Raw genomic sequence first — 19,445 nt, forward strand, 5'->3', positions numbered from 1 at the left:
TTACATCAGGGCCATGAACACAATAATAATGTGCTCAATAAATAGGCCGAATATATGAAGGCAATGACTCTATTACCAAACGTGTAAAATTACTTGCAAACTGGGTGGGTCCATATATGACGGGGTTGGGTTGTGGAGACTGTATCGCTGCTTTGGCAAGGTTAGATCGAGTAAATAATTACTCAGATTCAAACAATAGTTTTCAATCGTCATTCCAGAACCGAGTAGAACGAGGTATCAGGAATCTAGTTTTTTGAGGAAGGAGTTTGTTTCGTTCTTATCTACCACTGTAAGGAATGAAGAGTGGACCATAAGTCGGTGAGGGAATTAACCGTCATCCCAGAACTGAGCAGAATGAGATATCAGGAATCTAGTTTTTCGAGGAAGTGATTTCTTTAGTTTTTGTTTACCACGGTCAGAAATGAAGAGCTATCTGTAAGTCGGTTAGGGGAATTAACCGTCATCCCAGAATCGAGTAGAACGAGATATCAGGGATCTGCTTTGGTTTTTATGTGCAAGGCGACACTTATAAATGAGCGAGGATACGAAACTTTAGCGAATGATGACCTATTAATTGAAGCCTGATCACACTTTTCTTTGTTGTTGAAAAGAATACGAAAAAAATCGCATTTTTTATTAAAGCTTCTAATTAAGGGGCCGTTAAAGGGATTGAGAGAAATGATATGTACCAATGTAAGGTGAGAGAGACACTGGTGCATAAACAAATTGACATGTATTTGTGTGAGGTGAGAGTCACATAAGTGCATTAAAAAATGCCTAAAGGAGATCAACTATGGCGATTAATGTAAACACTAATGTGTCTGCAATGACGGCTCAGCGCTACCTGAATAGCGCGGCTGAAGGTACTCAAAAATCAATGGAGCGTTTGTCTTCTGGCTATAAAATCAATAGCGCAAAAGATGATGCTGCAGGCTTACAAATCTCTAACCGCTTAACGTCGCAAAGCCGTGGCCTAGATATGGCTGTGAAAAACGCGAATGATGGTATCTCTATTGCACAGACAGCGGAAGGTGCAATGAATGAGTCAACCAACATTCTGCAACGTATGCGTGACCTTTCTCTTCAATCTTCAAATGGTTCAAACAGCAAATCTGAACGTGTTGCGATCCAAGAAGAAGTCTCTGCTCTGAACAAAGAACTTAACCGTATTGCTGAAACAACTTCTTTTGGTGGTAACAGGCTTCTTAACGGAACTTACGGTAGTCAATCTTTCCAAATCGGTGCAGATTCTGGTGAGGCGGTAATGCTTTCTATGGGGAACATGCGCACCGATACTCAAGAAATGGGCGGTAAGAGCTACGGCGTAGAAGAAGGCAAAGATGCTTCTTGGCGTGTAGGTGCTGGTGCTGATCTAACGATTAAGTACAACGATAAGTTTGGTGAAGCTCAAGAGTTGTCTATTTCTGCGAAAGAAGGCAACGATATCGAAGAGCTAGCAACTTACATCAATGGTCAAAGCCAAGACGTTAAAGCGTCTGTGGGTGAAGGCGGTAAACTGCAACTTTTCGCTTCAAGCCAAAAAGTTGAAGGTGATGTTGAATTCGGCGGTAGCCTTGCGGGCGAACTAGGTATCGGTGCTGGTAAAGACGTTACCGTTAACGATATTGACGTAACTTCTGTTGCAGGTGCAAACGAAGCAGTATCTATCATTGACGGTGCTCTAAAATCTGTTGATAGCCAACGTGCTTCTCTAGGTGCTTTCCAAAACCGTTTTGACCACGCAATCAGTAACTTAGACAACATCAACGAAAACGTTAATGCGTCTAAGAGCCGTATCAAAGATACCGATTACGCGAAAGAAACAACAGCTATGACTAAGTCTCAAATCCTACAACAGGCGAGTACTTCTATCCTAGCTCAAGCAAAACAGTCACCATCAGCAGCTCTAAGCTTATTGGGCTAAACTTACCTCGGTAAGTAGCGGTAAACTCTACTCTGGGTAGAGTTTTACTGTTTGGCTCATAAAGGAGGGAGGGAGAGTGTTATGGAAATATCATCCAACGCATCGAACATCCAGCCTTATGGCTCACCTAATGGCATTAAAATTGCAAGCGATGAAGGTAGTAGTGCGTCGAGTATTTCGCGACTAAAAGAAGCAACATCTTATGACAAGGTAGAGAAATCGAAAGAGGAAGCTACCGAAGCGGCGATTCAATTAGCTCAACATAGACAAGAGTTAAATGATGAAGAGCGAGTCAAAATGGTAGAGAAGGTAAACGAGTTTATCTCCTCTCTCAATAAAGGTGTGGCGTTTAAGGTCGATGAAGAATCTGGGAGAGATGTGGTTACCATTTATGAAACCACAACCGGTGATATTATTCGCCAGATCCCTGATGAAGAAATGCTTGAAATTCTAAGACGCCTAGCAGCCCAAAACTCGAATAGTCGATTATTTGAGGTGAAGGTTTAAGTCGTATTATTGAGGTGATTTAATGAGTTTTGGCCCAATGGGGATTTCGTCTGGCATGGATATCAATTCCATGGTCAGCAAAATTGTTGATTCGGAGCGTGTACCTAAACAGCAACGAATCGACAATGAACGAACGCGAATCGATACCAGCATTAGTGCCTATGGAAGACTCAGAGAATCCCTTGATTCGATGAAAAACCTGATGACAAACTTTCGTCAGGAAAAAGCTTTTGCTGTGCGAACAGTCGAAAGTACCGATGAAGGTCTCGTCTCTGCAACCGCGACTACCGAAGCGATCGCTGGCAAATATGCCATCGATGTGTTGCAGCTTGCCCAAAGCCATAAAGTGGCTTCTGATGTACTGTCAGAGGACATGAAATTTGGCCCAGGTAAGCTGCAGGTTTCGCTTGGTGATGACAGCTTTGATGTGCAAGTTGGCGACAGATCGCGACTTATCGACGTTGTTCGTGGTATCAACGGTGCAGATAGCAACCCAGGCGTTCGTGCATCTATTATCAACGATGTCGAAGGTCCAAGACTTGTTATTGCCTCGAACCAGTCTGGTTCAGATCAGCAAATCAGCATTAATGTTGAGTCAGATGCTGCTAATCCCTTAAAAAAACTCGAATACAAAACGCTTGAAGAACGTGTTAAAGCGCTAGAGAAAGCGCGCGTTGCTGCTCAAGATATTCTAGCTCTAACCCCCGCAGGAAAAGCCGTCGAACTCATCGATGAAGTGATCGCTAGCGATGACCCAAATGTGAATGAAACACTCGATAAAGACGGAAATGTTATCCCAGCAACCCAAACCGATTCTGCCTCAGATGTTGACGGAGACTCTCAAAGTCTTAGCTACGGCGAGCAAGCTGCAGCAGATGGTCAAGCTGCCCTAGACGCAGCTAAAGCGTCAAAGTCTGTGATGCCCGAAGACAATATCCCAGGTTGGACTGAGACAGCCTCAGGAACTCTTTTAGATTCTTACTACACACCAGAACTTGAGCTTGATGAAAAAGCGATAGAGAAGGCGCCTGACGTGCCGGGGTGGTCAAATGCTGCCTCGGGTACTCTGACCGATTCCTACGTGACACCGAAAGAAGCTCAGCAAAAGCTGGAAGCTGAACAAGCGCGAATCGAAGATAAAATTTCACAAGAAAAAGCCGATTTGGCTGAGAAAGTTCAAAAAGGCGAATTGACCGCGGAACAAGCCAAAAAAATTGAGCGTGCGAAATTAGAACCCGAAGAGCGTGAGCTTTTAGAGAAAGTCGATAAAGTGCAAGCTGACCTCGCACAGGCACAACAATCTTTTGATACCTATAGCGGTATGACTGAAGTTCAGGCTGGCCAAGATTCTATGGTCGTCCTAGATGGTGTTGCTCAACTCTCTAGTAATAACAATGTGATTGAAGATGCCGTTGAAGGTATTGATATTACGGTGAAGGGAAAAACGCCAAAAGATAAGCCACCGGCAGAAATTGGTGTGGAGTACGACCGCAATAGTGTACGTCAAGACATTGAAGCCTTCGTTAACTCTTACAATCAGTTTTACCAGGTGTCTAAGAGCTTGGCCGGTGTTGATCCAACGACCGGTCAAAAAGGGCCGCTTTCTGGAGACAGTACGGTTCGTAACGCCGATTCTCGATTGAAAGGGGTATTTTCATCAAGTATCGAAGGTGCGCCTGACAACCTCAAGTCTTTGACTGAATTTGGTATCACGACCACAAGGCAAGGTTCGCTAGAAATCAACTACGACATGCTTGACCGTCAACTCAACAATAACTTTGATAAGTTAGGTGAGTTCTTTGGCGGTAACAACGGTTTCGCCAAAAAAGTGGAAGATGCGATTCAAGGTATCACAGGTATCACGGGCTCAATTCGTACTCGAGAAAAGAGCTTAGTCGAGCAAAACTACCGTTTGGTTGATGACCAGAGCGCCCTTGATCGCCGTATGGATAGCCTTGAGAACCGTACACACTCTAAGTTCACGGCTATGCAAGATGCGACCAGTAAGATGCAATCTCAGCTGGGCAGTATGATGAATGCGTTGGGCTAGTAGATGAATAGCCAGCTACAAGAGCTTTGTGAACTCGATCAATTAATTATCTCTAAACTTGAATTTAGTGAAATTAATGCTGAAGAAATAACGCAGCTTGTCGATAACAGAGAACAGTTATTGCAAAACGTGCTTCAAATAATCGACTCACATCCCGACGTTAAGCAAAGTTCTGAATGGTTCGAAGCCATTACCAGAACCAGAAAATTAGTCGAATTGATGCAGTCTGAGACGAGTCGAGTAGGTAAGACCTTACACAAATACCGTCACGGCGCTAAATCAGTTCAACAATACAAAAAGTTTTTATAGAAGAGGTTTACTATGCGCGGTTCTTTACAGGCATATAAAAAGGTATCAGTGGATAGTCAGCTAACGGCTGCCTCACCGCATAAGATTGTACAAATGCTAATGGCTGGTGCTATAGAGCGTTTGATTCAAGGCAAAGCGGCAATGCAAGCAGGCAACATCCCGGTGAAAGGTGAGCGACTTGGTAAGGCTCTAGATATCATTATTAGCCTACGTAGTTGCCTATCTATGGACGATGGCGGCGATATTGCAAAAAACCTAGATCAACTTTATGAGTTCATGATCACGCAAATTTCTGCGGCAAATCACAAAAATGACCCACAACCTATTGATGATGTTATCGATATTATTCGTGAAATTAAGAGCGCTTGGGACCAAATTCCGAACGAATATCACAACTTGACGTCCGCTGACGTAGGTATTTAAAGAAAAATTGCAGTTTTAACCAATCTCATATCCCTTAATTGGTTGGTTGCCTTATTTTTTTAATCAAATAAAATAGAAGCCATTAGATAGCCTAATGGCTTTTTTCGTTGCTGATTTCCTAAATTTGTCCACGTAGACCATAATCATTGATACTTTTCACTGTTTTATAGACTACGTCGCTCACCGTTTTTCCGCATCGCACCAAAATAAAGGCAATAATTCCTACTTATGCAAGGTTTGGCAAAACTGCTTGTCGTCGACGATAACGCTCAAGATCGTCACAATTTAAGCACAATATTAGAGTTTGTAGGAGAGAGCTGCGAAGTAATCAGCTCTGAACAAGCACGTAAAGTTGACTGGTCACTACAGTGGGCCGGCTGCATTATTGGTACCATTAAAGGTAAAGGCTTCAATGCATTACTGAATGAGAAGCTTGTTCACGCCAATCACATCCCTTTACTGGTGATTGGCAAAAACAATCACCCGGTTGACGAGTTGACTAACTATGTTGGTGAGCTTGAACTTCCTCTTAACTACCCGCAATTAAGTGATGCATTAAGACACTGTAAAGACTTCTTAGGCCGCAAAGGTGTTCAAGTTGTGTCTTCAGCACGTAAGAACACACTGTTTCGCAGCCTAGTAGGCCAAAGTGCTGGCATTCAAGAAGTACGTCATTTAATTGAACAAGTTTCTTCTACGGAAGCAAACGTGCTGATTCTTGGTGAGTCAGGCACAGGCAAAGAAGTCGTAGCGCGTAACATTCATTACCACTCTAAGCGCCGTTCTGGGCCTTTTGTGCCTGTGAATTGTGGTGCTATTCCACCAGACTTACTCGAAAGTGAGTTGTTTGGTCATGAGAAGGGCGCATTTACTGGTGCGATTACCGCACGAAAAGGTCGCTTTGAATTGGCTGAAGGTGGCACACTGTTTCTTGATGAAATTGGCGATATGCCAATGGCAATGCAAGTTAAGTTGTTGCGTGTACTGCAAGAGCGCTGTTTTGAACGCGTAGGTGGCAACAGCACCATAAAAGCTGACGTTCGTGTGATTGCAGCAACACACCGCAATCTTGAAGACATGATCGACGATGACTCGTTCCGTGAAGATCTTTATTACCGCTTGAATGTATTCCCGATTGAAATGCCGGCGCTTCAAGATCGTAAAGAAGATATTCCACTGTTGCTTCAAGAACTAATGACTCGAATGGAAGCGGAAGGCAGTATGCCTATCTGCTTCACGGCTCGTGCTATCAATTCTTTGATGGAGCACTACTGGCCAGGTAACGTTCGTGAGCTAGCGAACCTCGTTGAGCGAATGGTTATCCTGTATCCGAATAGCTTGGTTGATGTGAATCATCTACCCACTAAATATAGATACAGTGACATCCCAGAGTTCCAGCCTGAATTTAATCGCTTTGTGTCGGAAGAAGAGCAAGAACGTGATGCACTTTCTGATTTGTTCTCAGAAGATTTCAGCTTTGATCAGCAAGATGATCTTGCCGATAACGCCAATGCGCCTCAAGAGTTACCACCAGAAGGTGTTAATTTGAAAGAGCTGTTGGCGGATATGGAAGTGAACATGATTAACCAAGCTTTGGAAGCGCAGGGTGGAATTGTTGCCCGTGCTGCAGACATGCTTGGAATGCGCAGAACCACTCTGGTTGAAAAAATGCGTAAGTATAATCTACAGCGATAGAGCTCAAATTCGTGTTCAGCGATATCAAATTAAGACGGGTGTTGAGTTAAAGCATCGTTTTGGTTGAGAGAATAGAGAGGGCATAGTCGAGTTGTTGCTTGCTTAACTATGTGATAAATATAGCAAATAGCCTGACGCGTGTTTTACGTGTCAGGCTGTTTTAGTATTTGAGGCAAATTTTTGACATGCACGGATCTAACGAATCAGAAAATCAGTCACACCTAGATTCAGTTGAACAGCAGGTTGAGCGCTATAAGCAAGTGCTTGATGTGATGCCAGCAGGTGTCATCTTGTTAGATACTCATGGTGAAGTAAGGGAAGCGAACCCAGAAGCGCACCGAATTTTAGGTGTGGAACTGGTGGGCGAGAAGTGGTTTTCGGTGATTCAAAGTGCCTTTGACCCTAAAGACGATGATGGACATGAGATCTCACTGAAAAATGGGCGTAAGGTACGTTTGGCTATTTCAGCTTCTACCACGGGTCAACTTATCTTGATTACCGACCTGACAGAAACTCGTCTTCTACAGTCTCGCGTGAGTGATCTTCAGCGCTTGTCGTCGTTAGGCAGAATGGTGGCCTCGTTGGCACATCAGGTTCGTACGCCACTCTCTAGTGCGATGCTGTATGCATCCAACCTTGCCGCGCCGAACCTGCCGCCAGCAACAAAAACGCGCTTTCAATCTAAGCTTATGGATAGGCTCCATGACTTAGAGAAGCAAGTGAATGACATGCTGTTGTTTGCCAAAGGTGGCGACAACAAGGTTGTGAAGCCATTTACCGTCGCTGAACTGATCACTGAATTTCACCCAATGGTGGAAGCGGCATTAAAATCGAACCAGATTGATTATTGCCAGGAAGTTGAGGGTGAAGAGACTCAGATGTTTGGCAATGCTAATGCTATAGCTTCTGCTCTGAGCAACCTAGTTTTGAACGCAGTGCAAATTGCGGGTAAAGAATCGCAGATTGATGTTTTTTTTAGGCCCGTAAACGGTGAACTTAAGATATCAGTGCAAGACAGTGGCCCCGGCGTACCGAAAGAGCTTCAAGGTAAAATTATGGAACCCTTCTTTACCACTCGTTCGCAAGGTACAGGTCTAGGTTTAGCCGTTGTACAAATGGTCTGTCGAGCACATGAAGGTCGACTGGAATTGATATCAGAAGAAGGGGACGGCGCGTGCTTTACTATGTGTCTACCGCTGGAAAGAAGCGCTTCTTCTGAAGACTAATAAGTTTTAACTGAATTTACACTGGAGAATCCTATGGCTCAAAGTAAAGTGTTAATCGTCGAAGATGATGAAGGTCTACGCGAAGCCCTTGTCGACACTCTCGCGCTTGCTGGCTATGAATGGCTGGAAGCGGATTGTGCGGAAGATGCTCTGGTAAAATTGAAATCGAACTCAGTTGATATTGTTGTCTCTGATGTGCAGATGGCAGGTATGGGTGGCTTAGCACTGTTAAGAAATATCAAGCAGCATTGGCCAAATCTACCAGTATTGTTGATGACAGCGTATGCCAACATTGAAGACGCCGTTGCCGCAATGAAAGAGGGCGCTATAGACTATATGGCAAAGCCATTTGCGCCTGAAGTGCTGCTTAATATGGTGAGCCGTTACGCTCCCGTAAAATCGGATGATAATGGCGATGCCATCGTTGCCGATGAGAAAAGCATCAAACTAATGATGTTGGCTGATAAGGTGGCTAAAACCGATGCTAACGTCATGGTGTTGGGGCCAAGTGGTTCTGGTAAAGAGGTCATGTCTCGCTATATTCACAACGCTTCGAGCCGTAAAGACGGTCCGTTTGTTGCGATTAACTGCGCCGCGATTCCAGATAACATGTTGGAAGCAACACTGTTTGGCTACGATAAAGGCGCGTTTACTGGTGCTATTCAAGCTTGTCCTGGTAAATTTGAGCAAGCTCAAGGCGGTACTATTTTGTTGGATGAGATCAGTGAAATGGATCTTAGCCTACAAGCGAAACTACTGCGCGTGTTGCAAGAGCGCGAAGTTGAACGTCTTGGTAGCCGTAAGAGTATCAAGCTGGATGTTCGTGTTCTGGCAACCAGTAACCGCGACCTAAAGCAGTATGTTTCTGAAGGGAATTTCCGTGAAGATTTATACTACCGCCTGAATGTATTTCCAATTACTTGGCCAGCACTGTGTGAACGTAAAGGCGATATTGAGCCGCTTGCGAAGCACTTGGTTGAGCGCCATTGCACCAAACTTGGTATGCCCGTTCCTGTTCTGTCCGAGCAAGCCCTCAGTAAGCTCGTCAATTATCCGTGGCCGGGTAATGTGCGTGAACTGGATAATGTCGTGCAGCGCGCTCTAATTCTGAGTGAGCAAGAAAATATTTCAGGTGAGCACATCTTGCTTGAAGGTGTCGATTGGCAAGACGCAAGTGGCCTACAGCAAATTGTTGAAGGCAACAGTGTTGTAGCGCCAGATATCAAGCCGATTGCTGAAGCGAACCCTATTGGTAAAGTCTCGGCTGCCAGCGAAGGGCTTGGAAATGAGCTTCGAGATCAAGAGTATGCGATTATTCTTGAGACGCTGATCGCTTGTAATGGCCGACGCAAAGAAATGGCAGAAAAGTTGGGCATTAGCCCTCGCACATTGCGTTATAAGTTGGCGAAAATGCGCGATGCTGGAATAGATATCCCAAACTGAGGATAGATTAGTAGTGTCAGCTTTCTGACTAGTGTAATACGATGTCTAGTCAATTTAATGTGTGGCACGCTAATTGCTCTGTCAATAATACAGCTAAATAGATGGTCATAATTTTGACTCCTGAGGTAGTAGATGAGAATAGATGGTTTACAAGGCGAAATGCAGGCAATGATGGTTGAAGCTGCTAGCGCGCGTCCTGCTGCAACGGGGCAAGCGGTCGGTGCAGATTTTGGCAATATGCTGACGCAGGCCATTAATAACGTGAACTCATTACAAAAGACCTCAGGTGATCTTCAAGCTCGTTTTGATAGTGGTGACCAAAGCGTGTCTCTATCGGACGTGATGATTGCTCGTAATAAATCTAGTGTGGCTTTTGAGGCGACGATCCAAATTAGAAATAGATTGGTCGAATCGTACAAAGAGCTGATGAATATGCCGGTATAAGTTGGGTAATTAAATAGTGGCAGATAATAGTCAAACAACAGATTTAACCGTAAGCGACAGCAATGACCATGCACTCATTGCAGGTTCGGAGCTTGACGGAGAAGGGCAAAATCCCGATCTAGGTGAACGCAGTTCCTCTAAGTTCGATATGGCCGTTGGTGATCTCGATTTACTTCGTCAGGTCGTCTTAGTCCTATCTATTTCTATCTGTGTAGCGCTGATTGTGATGCTGTTTTTCTGGGTGAAAGAGCCAGAAATGCGTCCATTAGGGGCTTATGAAACAGAAGAGTTGATTCCCGTACTTGATTACTTGGATCTACAAAAGATCGAATACACTCTTGAAGGTAACACTATCTCGGTACCGGCTAGTGAGTACAACTCATTAAAGCTTAATATGGTACGAGCGGGTTTGAATCAAGAGCGAAACGCAGGTGATGACATCCTCATGCAAGACATGGGTTTTGGTGTATCACAACGTGTCGAGCAAGAGCGCCTTAAATTAAGTCGTGAAAGACAGCTTGCGAAAGCCATTGAGCAGATGAAACAGGTACGTAAGGCTCAGGTTTTATTGGCCTTGCCAAAGCAGAGTGTCTTTGTTCGTCACAATCAAGAAGCCTCAGCTTCCGTATTCCTGACTCTGAAAACGGGCACTAACCTCAAGCAGCAAGAAGTTGATTCTGTTGTCGACATGGTGGCAAGTGCCGTTCCGGGAATGAAAACCTCGCGTATCACGGTGACCGACCAGCATGGCCGACTGTTGAACTCAGGTTCTCAAGACCCGATGTCAGCTGCGCGTCGTAAAGAACATGAGTTAGAGCGTAATCAAGAGCAAGCACTGCGTGAAAAAATTGACTCTATCCTAATTCCTATTCTTGGGTTTGGTAACTATACCGCTCAGGTTGATATTCAACTCGATTTTAGTGCTGTGGAGCAAACAAGAAAACGGTTTGACCCGAATACGCCAGCGACTCGAAGTGAATACACGTTAGAAGATTATAACAACGGCAACACTGTGGCGGGTATTCCTGGCGCTTTGAGTAACCAGCCCCCTGCAGATGCTTCAATTCCCCAAGATGTCGCTCAGATGAAAGACGGTTCGATGACGGGGCAAGGCTCGGTTCACAAAGAGGCGACCCGAAACTTTGAGCTAGACACAACCATCAGCCATGAACGTAAACAGAGTGGCACGGTTAACCGACAGACGGTATCGGTAGCGATCAAAGACCGTCAATCACTGAACCCTGATACGGGCGAAGTGGTTCATACGCCAATCCCTGCCAGCGAAATTAATGCGATTCGTCAGGTACTGATTGGTACTGTCGGCTTTGATGAAAATCGTGGCGATTTACTCAATGTGTTAAGCATGCAGTTCGCACCACAAGTGACGGATGTTGTCGCTGATGTGCCAATTTGGGAGCATCCAAACTTCAATGATTGGGTACGTTGGTTTGCGAGCGCGTTGGTTATTATCGTCGTGGTATTGGTACTTGTTCGCCCTGCAATGAAGAAACTGCTTAACCCAGCAGCTGACGATGATGATCAAATGTACGGCCCTGATGGCATGCCAATTGGCGCCGACGGCGAAACCAGCTTAATTGGTGGTGATATTGAAGGTGGCGAGCTGTTTGAATTTGGTTCAAGCATCGACTTACCTAACCTTCATAAAGACGAAGACGTGCTGAAAGCAGTACGTGCACTTGTAGCGAATGAACCAGAGCTAGCAGCTCAAGTAGTTAAGAATTGGATGGTAGATGGCTAACGAAATAGTTCCACAACAAACGGAAGGCGGTGAAGTGCTTGATGTCTCTAGCGTGGATATCGATTCTATCTCAGGCGACGAACGCGCTGCGATCTTGTTGCTAAGTTTAAATGAAGAAGATGCTGCTGGTATTATTCGTCACCTAGAGCCAAAACAGGTTCAGCGTGTGGGTAGTGCAATGGCGCGAGCGACTGATCTATCCCAAGAAAAAGTGGGAGCGGTTCACCGTGCTTTCTTAGATGATATTCAGAAGTACACCAACATTGGTATGGGCAGTGAAGACTTCATGCGTAATGCACTGGTTGCTGCCTTGGGTGAAGACAAGGCGAATAACCTTGTTGACCAAATCCTTCTTGGTACTGGCTCGAAAGGTTTGGACTCACTTAAGTGGATGGATCCTCGTCAGGTGGCGAGTATCATCATCAACGAGCACCCTCAGATTCAAACCATTGTATTGTCGTACCTCGATTCTGATCAGTCGGCTGAGATTTTGTCTCAATTCCCAGAAAGAGTTCGTCTGGATCTGATGATGCGTATCGCTAACCTTGAAGAAGTTCAACCTTCGGCTCTTGCTGAATTGAATGAAATCATGGAGAAACAGTTTGCGGGTCAAGCGGGTGCTCAAGCTGCCAAAATTGGTGGCCTGAAAGCTGCGGCTGAGATCATGAACTACATGGACAATAATGTGGAAGGCGTCTTGATGGATCAAATCCGTGATCAAGATGAAGATATGGCAACGCAGATTCAAGATCTTATGTTTGTCTTTGAAAACCTTATTGAAGTTGATGACCAAGGTGTTCAACGACTGCTGCGTGATGTTCCACAAGACGTTCTACAGAAAGCGCTTAAAGGTGCTGATGACGGTCTACGTGAGAAGATCTTCAAGAACATGTCTAAACGTGCTGCCGATATGATGAGAGACGACATTGAGGCGATGCCGCCAGTAAAAGTCTCCGACGTGGAAGCGGCTCAAAAAGAGATATTAGGTATTGCGAGGAAGATGGCAGACAGTGGCGAGATTATGCTGTCTGGTGGCGCCGACGAGTTCCTTTAATACAGAAACCTCAAGAGCCCCACACTGTTGGGGCTTTTCTTTATCCAATCTCGAACCCAAGATTAACTCCGTTCAACGGCTTGAATTTACAATGCAGCTGGACGCATTCATAGATAGGTACTGATATGTCAGGTGATAGAAAACGCGGCTTCCTTCGCCCTGAAGAAGATAATACGGTTGCCCAACCTCAGAAATGGGGGTTGCCTGACTACACCTCTGATGTGAATAAACAAGCCAAAGAAACGGCCTTTAATTACGATCCTAGTTGGATGCCGACGGTTGAAGAAGCCATTGAAGACGAAGAGCTTGTTCTGACTGAAGAGCAAATCGAACTGATTAGGCAAGGTGCTTATCAGGAAGGGCTTCATCAAGGCCAAGAAGCTGGCTTTAAACAGGGTTACGAAAAAGGGAAAGAAGAAGGGTTTGCTGCAGGCCACGAAGAAGGCAACCAAGCCGGCAAGCTTGAAGGCGTGACTGCTGGTCAAGAGTACATTCAGCAGCAAGTTGCCATCTTTATGGGGCTAGCCAACCAGTTTGCTCAACCTTTAGAGCTGATGAACGCTCAGGTAGAGAAGCAATTGGTGGACATGGTACTGACCATGGTCAAAGAAGTGGTTCATGTTGAAGTGCAAACCAACCCACAAATCATATTAGATACCGTCAAAGAGTCGGTCGAGTCGTTACCGATCTCAGGTCATGCGATCACATTGAAGCTTAATCCCGAAGACGTCGCGATTATTCGTTCTGCGTATGGCGAAACTGAATTGGATTGCCGCAATTGGACGTTAGTTGCAGAGCCCGCACTCAACCGTGGGGACGTACAAATCGAAGCGGGTGAGTCGAGCGTTAACTACCGCATGGAAGACCGTGTGAAAAACGTCATTCAAAACTTCTGTGGCGCAAACCGTCATCAGGGTCATGAGTAATGCTTGAATTAGCAAATCGTCTTAGCCAATACAAAGTCGAAGGGCTAAAATCGCGACCAATAGCCTCTGGTAAGTTAGTACGCGTTGTTGGCTTAACGCTTGAAGCGACCGGTTGTAAAGCACCCATCGGCAGCCTGTGTTTAGTAGAAACCATGTCTGGTCAGATGGAGGCCGAAGTCGTCGGTTTCTCTGGCGATAACTTATTTTTGATGCCGAGTGAACAAATCACTGGGATATTACCTGGCGCTCGTGTGACCCCCGTGACCACTGAAAGCGGTATCCCTGTCGGAATGGAATTACTTGGCCGAGTGATCGACGGGGTGGGTAATCCACTTGATGGGCTAGGTCCAATCTATACCGAACAACGCGCTTCATTTAACGCTGAGCCAATCAACCCTTTAGCTCGAAAACCTATATCTGAACCGCTCGATGTTGGCTTGAAGGCCATAAACGGCTTGCTGACGGTAGGTAAAGGTCAGCGTATTGGTCTGTTTGCTGGTTCCGGTGTCGGTAAGTCGGTCACGCTAGGGATGATGACTCGAGGCACGACCGCGCAAGTGGTGGTGGTAGGTCTAATCGGTGAGCGTGGACGAGAAGTTAAAGAATTTATTGAAGAGATTCTTGGCGAAGATGGACGCAAACGATCTGTGGTGGTCGCTGCTCCTGCGGATTCATCGCCACTGATGCGATTGAAAGGTTGTCAAACTGCACTGGCTGTAGCTGAGTACTTCCGCGACCAAGGTTTAGATGTTCTTTTATTAATGGATTCATTGACCCGTTTTGCTCAGGCTCAGCGTGAAATTGCTCTGTCTGTGGGTGAGCCGCCAGCAACCAAAGGTTATCCGCCATCAGTATTCGCCAAGCTTCCTGCGCTGGTGGAACGTGCGGGTAACGGCAACGATGAACAAGGTTCTATCACGGCTTTCTTTACCGTTTTAACTGAAGGTGATGACTTACAAGACCCGATTGCCGATGCGTCACGAGCGATTCTTGATGGTCACATTGTTTTATCGCGTGAGATGGCCGATGCCGGACATTATCCTGCGATTGATGTTGAGAAATCCGTCAGTCGTGTTATGCCGCAAATCACCACCGAAGAACATGTATTGATGTCGAAAGCGGTGCGCCAAGTACTGTCTATCTGTCGTAAAAACCAAGATTTGGTATCGATTGGTGCTTACAAACCGGGGACTGACCCTGCCATTGATAGTGCCTTCACCTTGAAACCGAGGTTGGACGAGTACTTACAGCAAAAAATGAAAGAAACGGTTCCCTATGACATGTGTGTCAACATGTTGAAACATGTATTGGGTGGCTAACGAATGAATAAGGTTAGTCATGGATAACGCATTAGAATTTTTGCTCGATCAAGCCAAGGACCAAGAGAACCAAGCCGTATTGGCGCTCAGCAAAGCGAATTCAGAGCTTCAAGGCTACTATGAGCAGGTCGCTCAGATTGAAAAGTACCGACTTGATTACTGTCAGCAACTTATTGACCGCGGAAAAGCTGGACTCACAGCGAGTCAGTATGGTCACTTGAACCGTTTCTTAACTCAACTAGATGAAACATTATCTAAACAGAGAGAAGCGGAGCACCATTTTAAAAACCAAGTCGACAACTGCCAAAACTACTGGATGGAGCTACGTAAAAAGCGTAAATCCTACGAGTGGTTGATGGAGAAAAAACAGAAAGAGAAGGCAAAGCTGCAAGATCAAAGAGAACAAAAGCAAATGGATGAGTTCTCGACCCTGATGTATGGCCGAAAGAAGATGTGATCCTAAGCCCTGAATGACGAAGGTGTTGCCGTTCAGATTGTGAGAACAGAACTAATAGGCATGTTTCTTGCTGCGTTTTATATAAAATTGCGCGTTATGCCCAGCAAAGGCATGAAAAGCACCCGACTTTCTTTTTGTTGTCCGATTTATGGCAGCAAAGCTAGTAGATAGAGCTTGTATATATGAATGTTAGTCTTTCCTCAAATTCAGCGACCAACAAAACGTCATCGTTGTTGGATACCGGTTCTGCCTCTTCGAAGGTAGAAGAGACCGGCGACTCTAAAGGTTTCTTAGAGTCTTTTAAAGAAGCGCTAGGCTTTGAAGAAAGTGACAGCAAAGCGGCAGTAAAAGACACTGATGACGCCTCAAAATTAGACGAAAAACAGACCTCTGCGGAAGACGAAGTATCAGCTGAAAAGACTAAAGGTGATTCAACTGAGTCTAAGATCGCTGATGAGGCTAGCGAAGCTCAAACCAAGCAGGCTAAAGTAGCGACGGATGTTGAAAATACGGCTACTAGCAACGCAGCTACTGAACAGACGTCTGAACTAAATTCACAGTCGAGCGATAAAGCCTCGTCGAAACCGTCTGATGACGATACCTTGGCTGCGGCTCAGCCCAAAGGTGACCAGTCCCAGAAAGCTCTGGTCAATAGTTATTCTGATTCACAATCCGCAGAGCTGAATGCTCAGGGGGCATCTCAAGCTAGTGCAGCGATGAGTGAAGGCAATAAATTGCTTGGTCAGTTGGACGAGGCAAACAAAACACTGAATCAGCCTGACAACGGCAAAGGCTTGCCTCAGCAAGTGAAGGCCGATGAAGCTCAAGGCAAGATTGTAGGTGCAACTGCTGTGGGCGTTCTTGCGACCGACACGGTGGGTAAATCGGTACAACAAACCAATACAGCAAACCAAGAAAACAGTCTTGAGGTCGATTCTGAAATTGCCGCACTTACCGGAGGTAAGGGTGTTTCACAGCTGACTGATGCTGAAATTCGACAGTTGATGGATAAAGGCGTCACCCCAGAACAAATTGAAGCGAGTATGAGCCGAGAGTTGCGCCAAAAGAACGCGGCTAGTGTGGTTGCTGCCGATCAGAGTCAAGCACTCTCAGCAGCGGATATGGAACTTGCAAAACAGGTTGATACCCATATCAAAGCGTTAAACCAATTGAATGGACAAATCGAATCAGAACAGTCTGTTGTTGATGGTCTGGTTCAAAAGCAACAAAGTGGCACTAAGTTGACGGTCGATGAGCAAGCTGCGTTGGCTCAAGCAACCTCTAACTTAGAAGTCTTGAATCAACAGCTAACCAATGTTCAACAGCAAGCAACGGCTTTACTAAGCCAAGCTCCGAACGTGAACAGCACTCCCGGTGAACCCGCCGCTATTGATTGGGACAATACTGATTCAAATGAAGCCAAAGCCTTAGCCGCGGTGGCATCAACAGCGGCAGTAGCGACGGCTGCACAACAAGTATCAGCGCAGGTCGCTTCTCAATCAGCAAATAATGCTCTTACGGATAAGGCGGCAATGCTGCACGCCAATAATGCGCATGCGGCTCAACAGACAGCGGCTCAGCAATTACAACAGGGGAATGCAGCTCCAATGCAGCAGCAAGCGGCCTTAGATCCTAGCTTAACGGCACAAAGCCTAGCGATGAATGCAACGCCAGCGGCCACAAAAGCAGGCTCGACTGATGCGCTTCTTAAAGCGGGCGCTGGTGCAGCTGCATTGTCTGGTTTGGGTAAAGCGGGTGCTAAAGAAGATTCTAAAGACTCGACCTTTGCCCAGCAGATCGCGTCTGCGGCTGGCGTACAAGGAACAGCAACGGTTGGTTCAGCACCTACGCGAGCTGAAATTCAAGCAGCTCAACAAGCGCCTTTACAGCTAACTAAAGAGCTAGCCAATGAACAGGTCGCGGAAAAAGTCCAAATGATGATGTCTAAGAACCTCAAGAACTTGGACATCCGTCTCGACCCACCAGAATTGGGTCAGATGAAAATTCGCATGACCATGAATAATGACGTGGCAAATGTGCACTTTACGGTTAGTAATCAACAGGCAAGAGATGTGATTGAACAAACCTTACCTCGCCTGAGGGAGATGCTTGCTCAACAAGGTCTACAACTAGCCGATTCGTCAGTTCAGCAACAGAGCTCTGGTCAGGGGCAGGATAGATACAACAATGGTGAGCAACAATCCGGCGCTAACCGCACAAATGATGGCCAAGGTGATGAAAACCTTGATAGTGGCAGCAATCTTGAATTGAATGTCGCATCAAAGCGTGATGGAATTAGTTATTATGCCTAATATCAGGCTAAGAACGCTTGGTTAATAGAAAGAACAGGAAGTTAGAGTAAAGTATGGCAGAAGAACAAGATGCACCTAAAGGGAAGAGCAAGCTCCTTATCATCACTATTGCCGTAGTCGTGTTACTGCTTGGTGTAGGTGGTGCGCTGCTCTTTTTCTTAGGCTCCGATGATAGCGCCTCTGAATCTCCGTCTCAGCCAGCCACTGCTGTGGTCGCTGCAGAGCCAGTTATGTATGTTAATATCCCTCAGCCTTTTTTGTTCAATGTGACCGGGGATAAAAAAGATCGCCTAGTTCAAATAAAAGCACAGATGATGGTTCGGGGCAGTAAGAATGAAGACCTGGCTCGTTACCACTCTCCACTCGTGGAAAGTACGCTCTTGGCGACGTTCGCCTCGGCAACGGTCGATCAATTGCGTTCACCCACTGGGCGAGTTGAACTGCGTAACAAGGCAACGGAAGATATCAAAGCAAGCCTGACTCAAGCTGTTGGCCAGCCTGTTATTGAAAAAGTGCTATTCACTGATTTTGTGATTCAGTAGGTAATTTGTGACCGATTTATTAAGCCAAGACGAAATTGACGCGCTATTACATGGCGTAGATGATGTTGAAGAAGTTGAAGATAGCGTAGAAGCTGATAACGACAGTGCGGTTAATTTCGACTTCTCTTCACAAGATCGAATTGTTCGTGGTCGAATGCCGACCCTTGAACTTATTAACGAGCGCTTTGCACGTCATTTGCGTATCAGTTTGTTTAACATGTTGCGCAAAACGGCTGAAGTGTCGATCAATGGCGTACAAATGATGAAGTTTGGTGAGTACCAAAACACATTGTATGTACCCACCAGTTTAAACATGGTTCGTTTCCGCCCGTTGAAAGGCACGGCGCTGATCACTATGGAAGCACGCCTTGTATTTATTCTTGTAGAAAACTTTTTCGGTGGTGACGGCCGTTTCCACGCCAAGATTGAAGGCCGTGAATTCACGCCAACAGAAAGACGAATTATTCAGTTACTGCTGAAAATTGTTTTTGAAGATTACAAAGAAGCTTGGTCTCCAGTAATGGGGGTTGAGTTTGAATACTTGGATTCTGAAGTGAACCCAAGTATGGCGAACATTGTGAGCCCAACAGAAGTGATTGTTGTGAGTTCATTCCACATTGAAGTGGATGGCGGTGGCGGTGACTTCCACGTCGTGATGCCTTATTCCATGGTTGAGCCGATTCGTGAATTGTTGGACGCTGGTGTTCAATCAGACAAAATGGAAACTGACGTTCGTTGGAGTTCGGCATTGCGTGATGAAATCATGGATGTACCCGTTAACTTTCGTGTGAACTTGTTAGAGCAAGATATTTCTCTACGTGATTTGATGGAGCTGCGCCCAGGAGATGTCATTCCCATGAACATGCCTGAACACGCGACGATGTTTGTTGAAGAACTACCAACGTATCGTGTGAAAATGGGGCGTGCGGGTGAAAAACTCGCGGTACAGATTTCGGAAAAAATTCGAAGACCAAGTGTGGTCAAAACTGATCTCGCTTTTCTAGGCAAAGACCTAATGTCTGAGCTCGAAAACAGCGATGATGACGAATAGCAAA

17 protein-coding genes are annotated in these 19,445 nt (G+C 45.6%); all 17 read left to right on the forward strand.

The features are described from left to right. The first annotated feature begins 793 nt into the window (after nt 1-793). A complete protein-coding gene (locus H5300_RS09350) occupies nt 794-1,924 on the forward strand; it encodes a flagellin (protein ID WP_182795832.1) in 1,131 nt (376 codons plus the stop codon). Between the two features lie 81 nt (nt 1,925-2,005). Beyond that, complete coding sequence (gene flaG / locus H5300_RS09355) at nt 2,006-2,431, forward strand: flagellar protein FlaG (protein ID WP_182795833.1); 426 nt, start codon at nt 2,006-2,008, stop codon at nt 2,429-2,431. Nucleotides 2,432-2,453: 22 nt separating this feature from the next. After that, nucleotides 2,454-4,481 carry a flagellar filament capping protein FliD gene (gene fliD, locus H5300_RS09360; protein WP_182795834.1) on the forward strand — a complete coding sequence of 676 codons (2,028 nt, stop codon included), beginning with the start codon at nt 2,454-2,456 and terminating at the stop codon, nt 4,479-4,481. Nucleotides 4,482-4,484: 3 nt separating this feature from the next. Beyond that, complete coding sequence (locus H5300_RS09365) at nt 4,485-4,790, forward strand: flagellar protein FliT (RefSeq protein WP_017060688.1); 306 nt, start codon at nt 4,485-4,487, stop codon at nt 4,788-4,790. Between the two features lie 12 nt (nt 4,791-4,802). Next, entirely contained in the window at nt 4,803-5,213 is a 411-nt protein-coding gene (gene fliS, locus H5300_RS09370; RefSeq protein ID WP_004736194.1) for a flagellar export chaperone FliS, read from the forward strand. A 228-nt stretch (nt 5,214-5,441) separates the two neighbouring features. Then, on the forward strand, nt 5,442-6,908 hold the full coding sequence (locus H5300_RS09375) for a sigma-54 dependent transcriptional regulator (protein WP_182795835.1): 1,467 nt from the start codon (nt 5,442-5,444) through the stop codon (nt 6,906-6,908). A gap of 185 nt (nt 6,909-7,093) precedes the next feature. After that, entirely contained in the window at nt 7,094-8,134 is a 1,041-nt protein-coding gene (locus tag H5300_RS09380) for a PAS domain-containing sensor histidine kinase (protein WP_017076823.1), read from the forward strand. 33 nt (nt 8,135-8,167) lie between these two features. Next, a complete protein-coding gene (locus H5300_RS09385; protein WP_182795836.1) occupies nt 8,168-9,577 on the forward strand; it encodes a sigma-54 dependent transcriptional regulator in 1,410 nt (469 codons plus the stop codon). 132 nt (nt 9,578-9,709) lie between these two features. Beyond that, nucleotides 9,710-10,021 carry a flagellar hook-basal body complex protein FliE gene (fliE, locus tag H5300_RS09390; RefSeq protein ID WP_004736198.1) on the forward strand — a complete coding sequence of 104 codons (312 nt, stop codon included), beginning with the start codon at nt 9,710-9,712 and terminating at the stop codon, nt 10,019-10,021. A 16-nt stretch (nt 10,022-10,037) separates the two neighbouring features. Further along, a complete protein-coding gene (gene fliF / locus H5300_RS09395; protein ID WP_017091069.1) occupies nt 10,038-11,780 on the forward strand; it encodes a flagellar basal-body MS-ring/collar protein FliF in 1,743 nt (580 codons plus the stop codon). Then, entirely contained in the window at nt 11,773-12,834 is a 1,062-nt protein-coding gene (gene fliG, locus H5300_RS09400; RefSeq protein ID WP_004736200.1) for a flagellar motor switch protein FliG, read from the forward strand. Before fliF ends, fliG begins: the two co-directional genes overlap by 8 nt. 125 nt (nt 12,835-12,959) lie before the next feature. Further along, entirely contained in the window at nt 12,960-13,760 is an 801-nt protein-coding gene (gene fliH, locus H5300_RS09405; protein ID WP_182795837.1) for a flagellar assembly protein FliH, read from the forward strand. Beyond that, nucleotides 13,760-15,079, forward strand: a complete 1,320-nt coding sequence (gene fliI / locus H5300_RS09410) for a flagellar protein export ATPase FliI (protein WP_010439337.1) — start codon at nt 13,760-13,762, stop codon at nt 15,077-15,079. Before fliH ends, fliI begins: the two co-directional genes overlap by 1 nt. Before the next feature lie 19 nt (nt 15,080-15,098). Continuing rightward, nucleotides 15,099-15,536: a flagellar export protein FliJ gene (gene fliJ / locus H5300_RS09415; protein WP_004736204.1), complete on the forward strand. Its 438-nt coding sequence runs from the start codon at nt 15,099-15,101 to the stop codon at nt 15,534-15,536. 182 nt (nt 15,537-15,718) lie between these two features. Beyond that, nucleotides 15,719-17,848 carry a flagellar hook-length control protein FliK gene (locus H5300_RS09420; protein ID WP_182795838.1) on the forward strand — a complete coding sequence of 710 codons (2,130 nt, stop codon included), beginning with the start codon at nt 15,719-15,721 and terminating at the stop codon, nt 17,846-17,848. Between the two features lie 53 nt (nt 17,849-17,901). After that, complete coding sequence (fliL, locus tag H5300_RS09425; RefSeq protein WP_182795839.1) at nt 17,902-18,390, forward strand: flagellar basal body-associated protein FliL; 489 nt, start codon at nt 17,902-17,904, stop codon at nt 18,388-18,390. 7 nt (nt 18,391-18,397) lie between these two features. After that, nucleotides 18,398-19,441: a flagellar motor switch protein FliM gene (gene fliM / locus H5300_RS09430; RefSeq protein ID WP_017087925.1), complete on the forward strand. Its 1,044-nt coding sequence runs from the start codon at nt 18,398-18,400 to the stop codon at nt 19,439-19,441. Nucleotides 19,442-19,445 lie beyond the last annotated feature (4 nt).

This window comes from Vibrio sp. SG41-7 (assembly GCF_014164465.1).
In the GTDB taxonomy this organism is placed as follows: Bacteria; Pseudomonadota; Gammaproteobacteria; order Enterobacterales; family Vibrionaceae; genus Vibrio; species Vibrio splendidus.

Excerpts from the sequence above, each read along its gene's own strand:
- H5300_RS09350 (WP_182795832.1), top strand. The coding sequence starts at position 794 with ATGGCGATTAATGTAAACACTAATGTGTCTGCAATGACGGCTCAGCGC.
- flaG (WP_182795833.1), top strand. The coding sequence starts at position 2,006 with ATGGAAATATCATCCAACGCATCGAACATCCAGCCTTATGGCTCACCT.
- fliD (WP_182795834.1), top strand. The coding sequence starts at position 2,454 with ATGAGTTTTGGCCCAATGGGGATTTCGTCTGGCATGGATATCAATTCC.
- H5300_RS09365 (WP_017060688.1), top strand. The coding sequence starts at position 4,485 with ATGAATAGCCAGCTACAAGAGCTTTGTGAACTCGATCAATTAATTATC.
- fliS (WP_004736194.1), top strand. The coding sequence starts at position 4,803 with ATGCGCGGTTCTTTACAGGCATATAAAAAGGTATCAGTGGATAGTCAG.
- H5300_RS09375 (WP_182795835.1), top strand. The coding sequence starts at position 5,442 with ATGCAAGGTTTGGCAAAACTGCTTGTCGTCGACGATAACGCTCAAGAT.
- H5300_RS09380 (WP_017076823.1), top strand. The coding sequence starts at position 7,094 with ATGCACGGATCTAACGAATCAGAAAATCAGTCACACCTAGATTCAGTT.
- H5300_RS09385 (WP_182795836.1), top strand. The coding sequence starts at position 8,168 with ATGGCTCAAAGTAAAGTGTTAATCGTCGAAGATGATGAAGGTCTACGC.
- fliE (WP_004736198.1), top strand. The coding sequence starts at position 9,710 with ATGAGAATAGATGGTTTACAAGGCGAAATGCAGGCAATGATGGTTGAA.
- fliG (WP_004736200.1), top strand. The coding sequence starts at position 11,773 with ATGGCTAACGAAATAGTTCCACAACAAACGGAAGGCGGTGAAGTGCTT.
- fliH (WP_182795837.1), top strand. The coding sequence starts at position 12,960 with ATGTCAGGTGATAGAAAACGCGGCTTCCTTCGCCCTGAAGAAGATAAT.
- fliI (WP_010439337.1), top strand. The coding sequence starts at position 13,760 with ATGCTTGAATTAGCAAATCGTCTTAGCCAATACAAAGTCGAAGGGCTA.
- fliJ (WP_004736204.1), top strand. The coding sequence starts at position 15,099 with ATGGATAACGCATTAGAATTTTTGCTCGATCAAGCCAAGGACCAAGAG.
- H5300_RS09420 (WP_182795838.1), top strand. The coding sequence starts at position 15,719 with ATGAATGTTAGTCTTTCCTCAAATTCAGCGACCAACAAAACGTCATCG.
- fliL (WP_182795839.1), top strand. The coding sequence starts at position 17,902 with ATGGCAGAAGAACAAGATGCACCTAAAGGGAAGAGCAAGCTCCTTATC.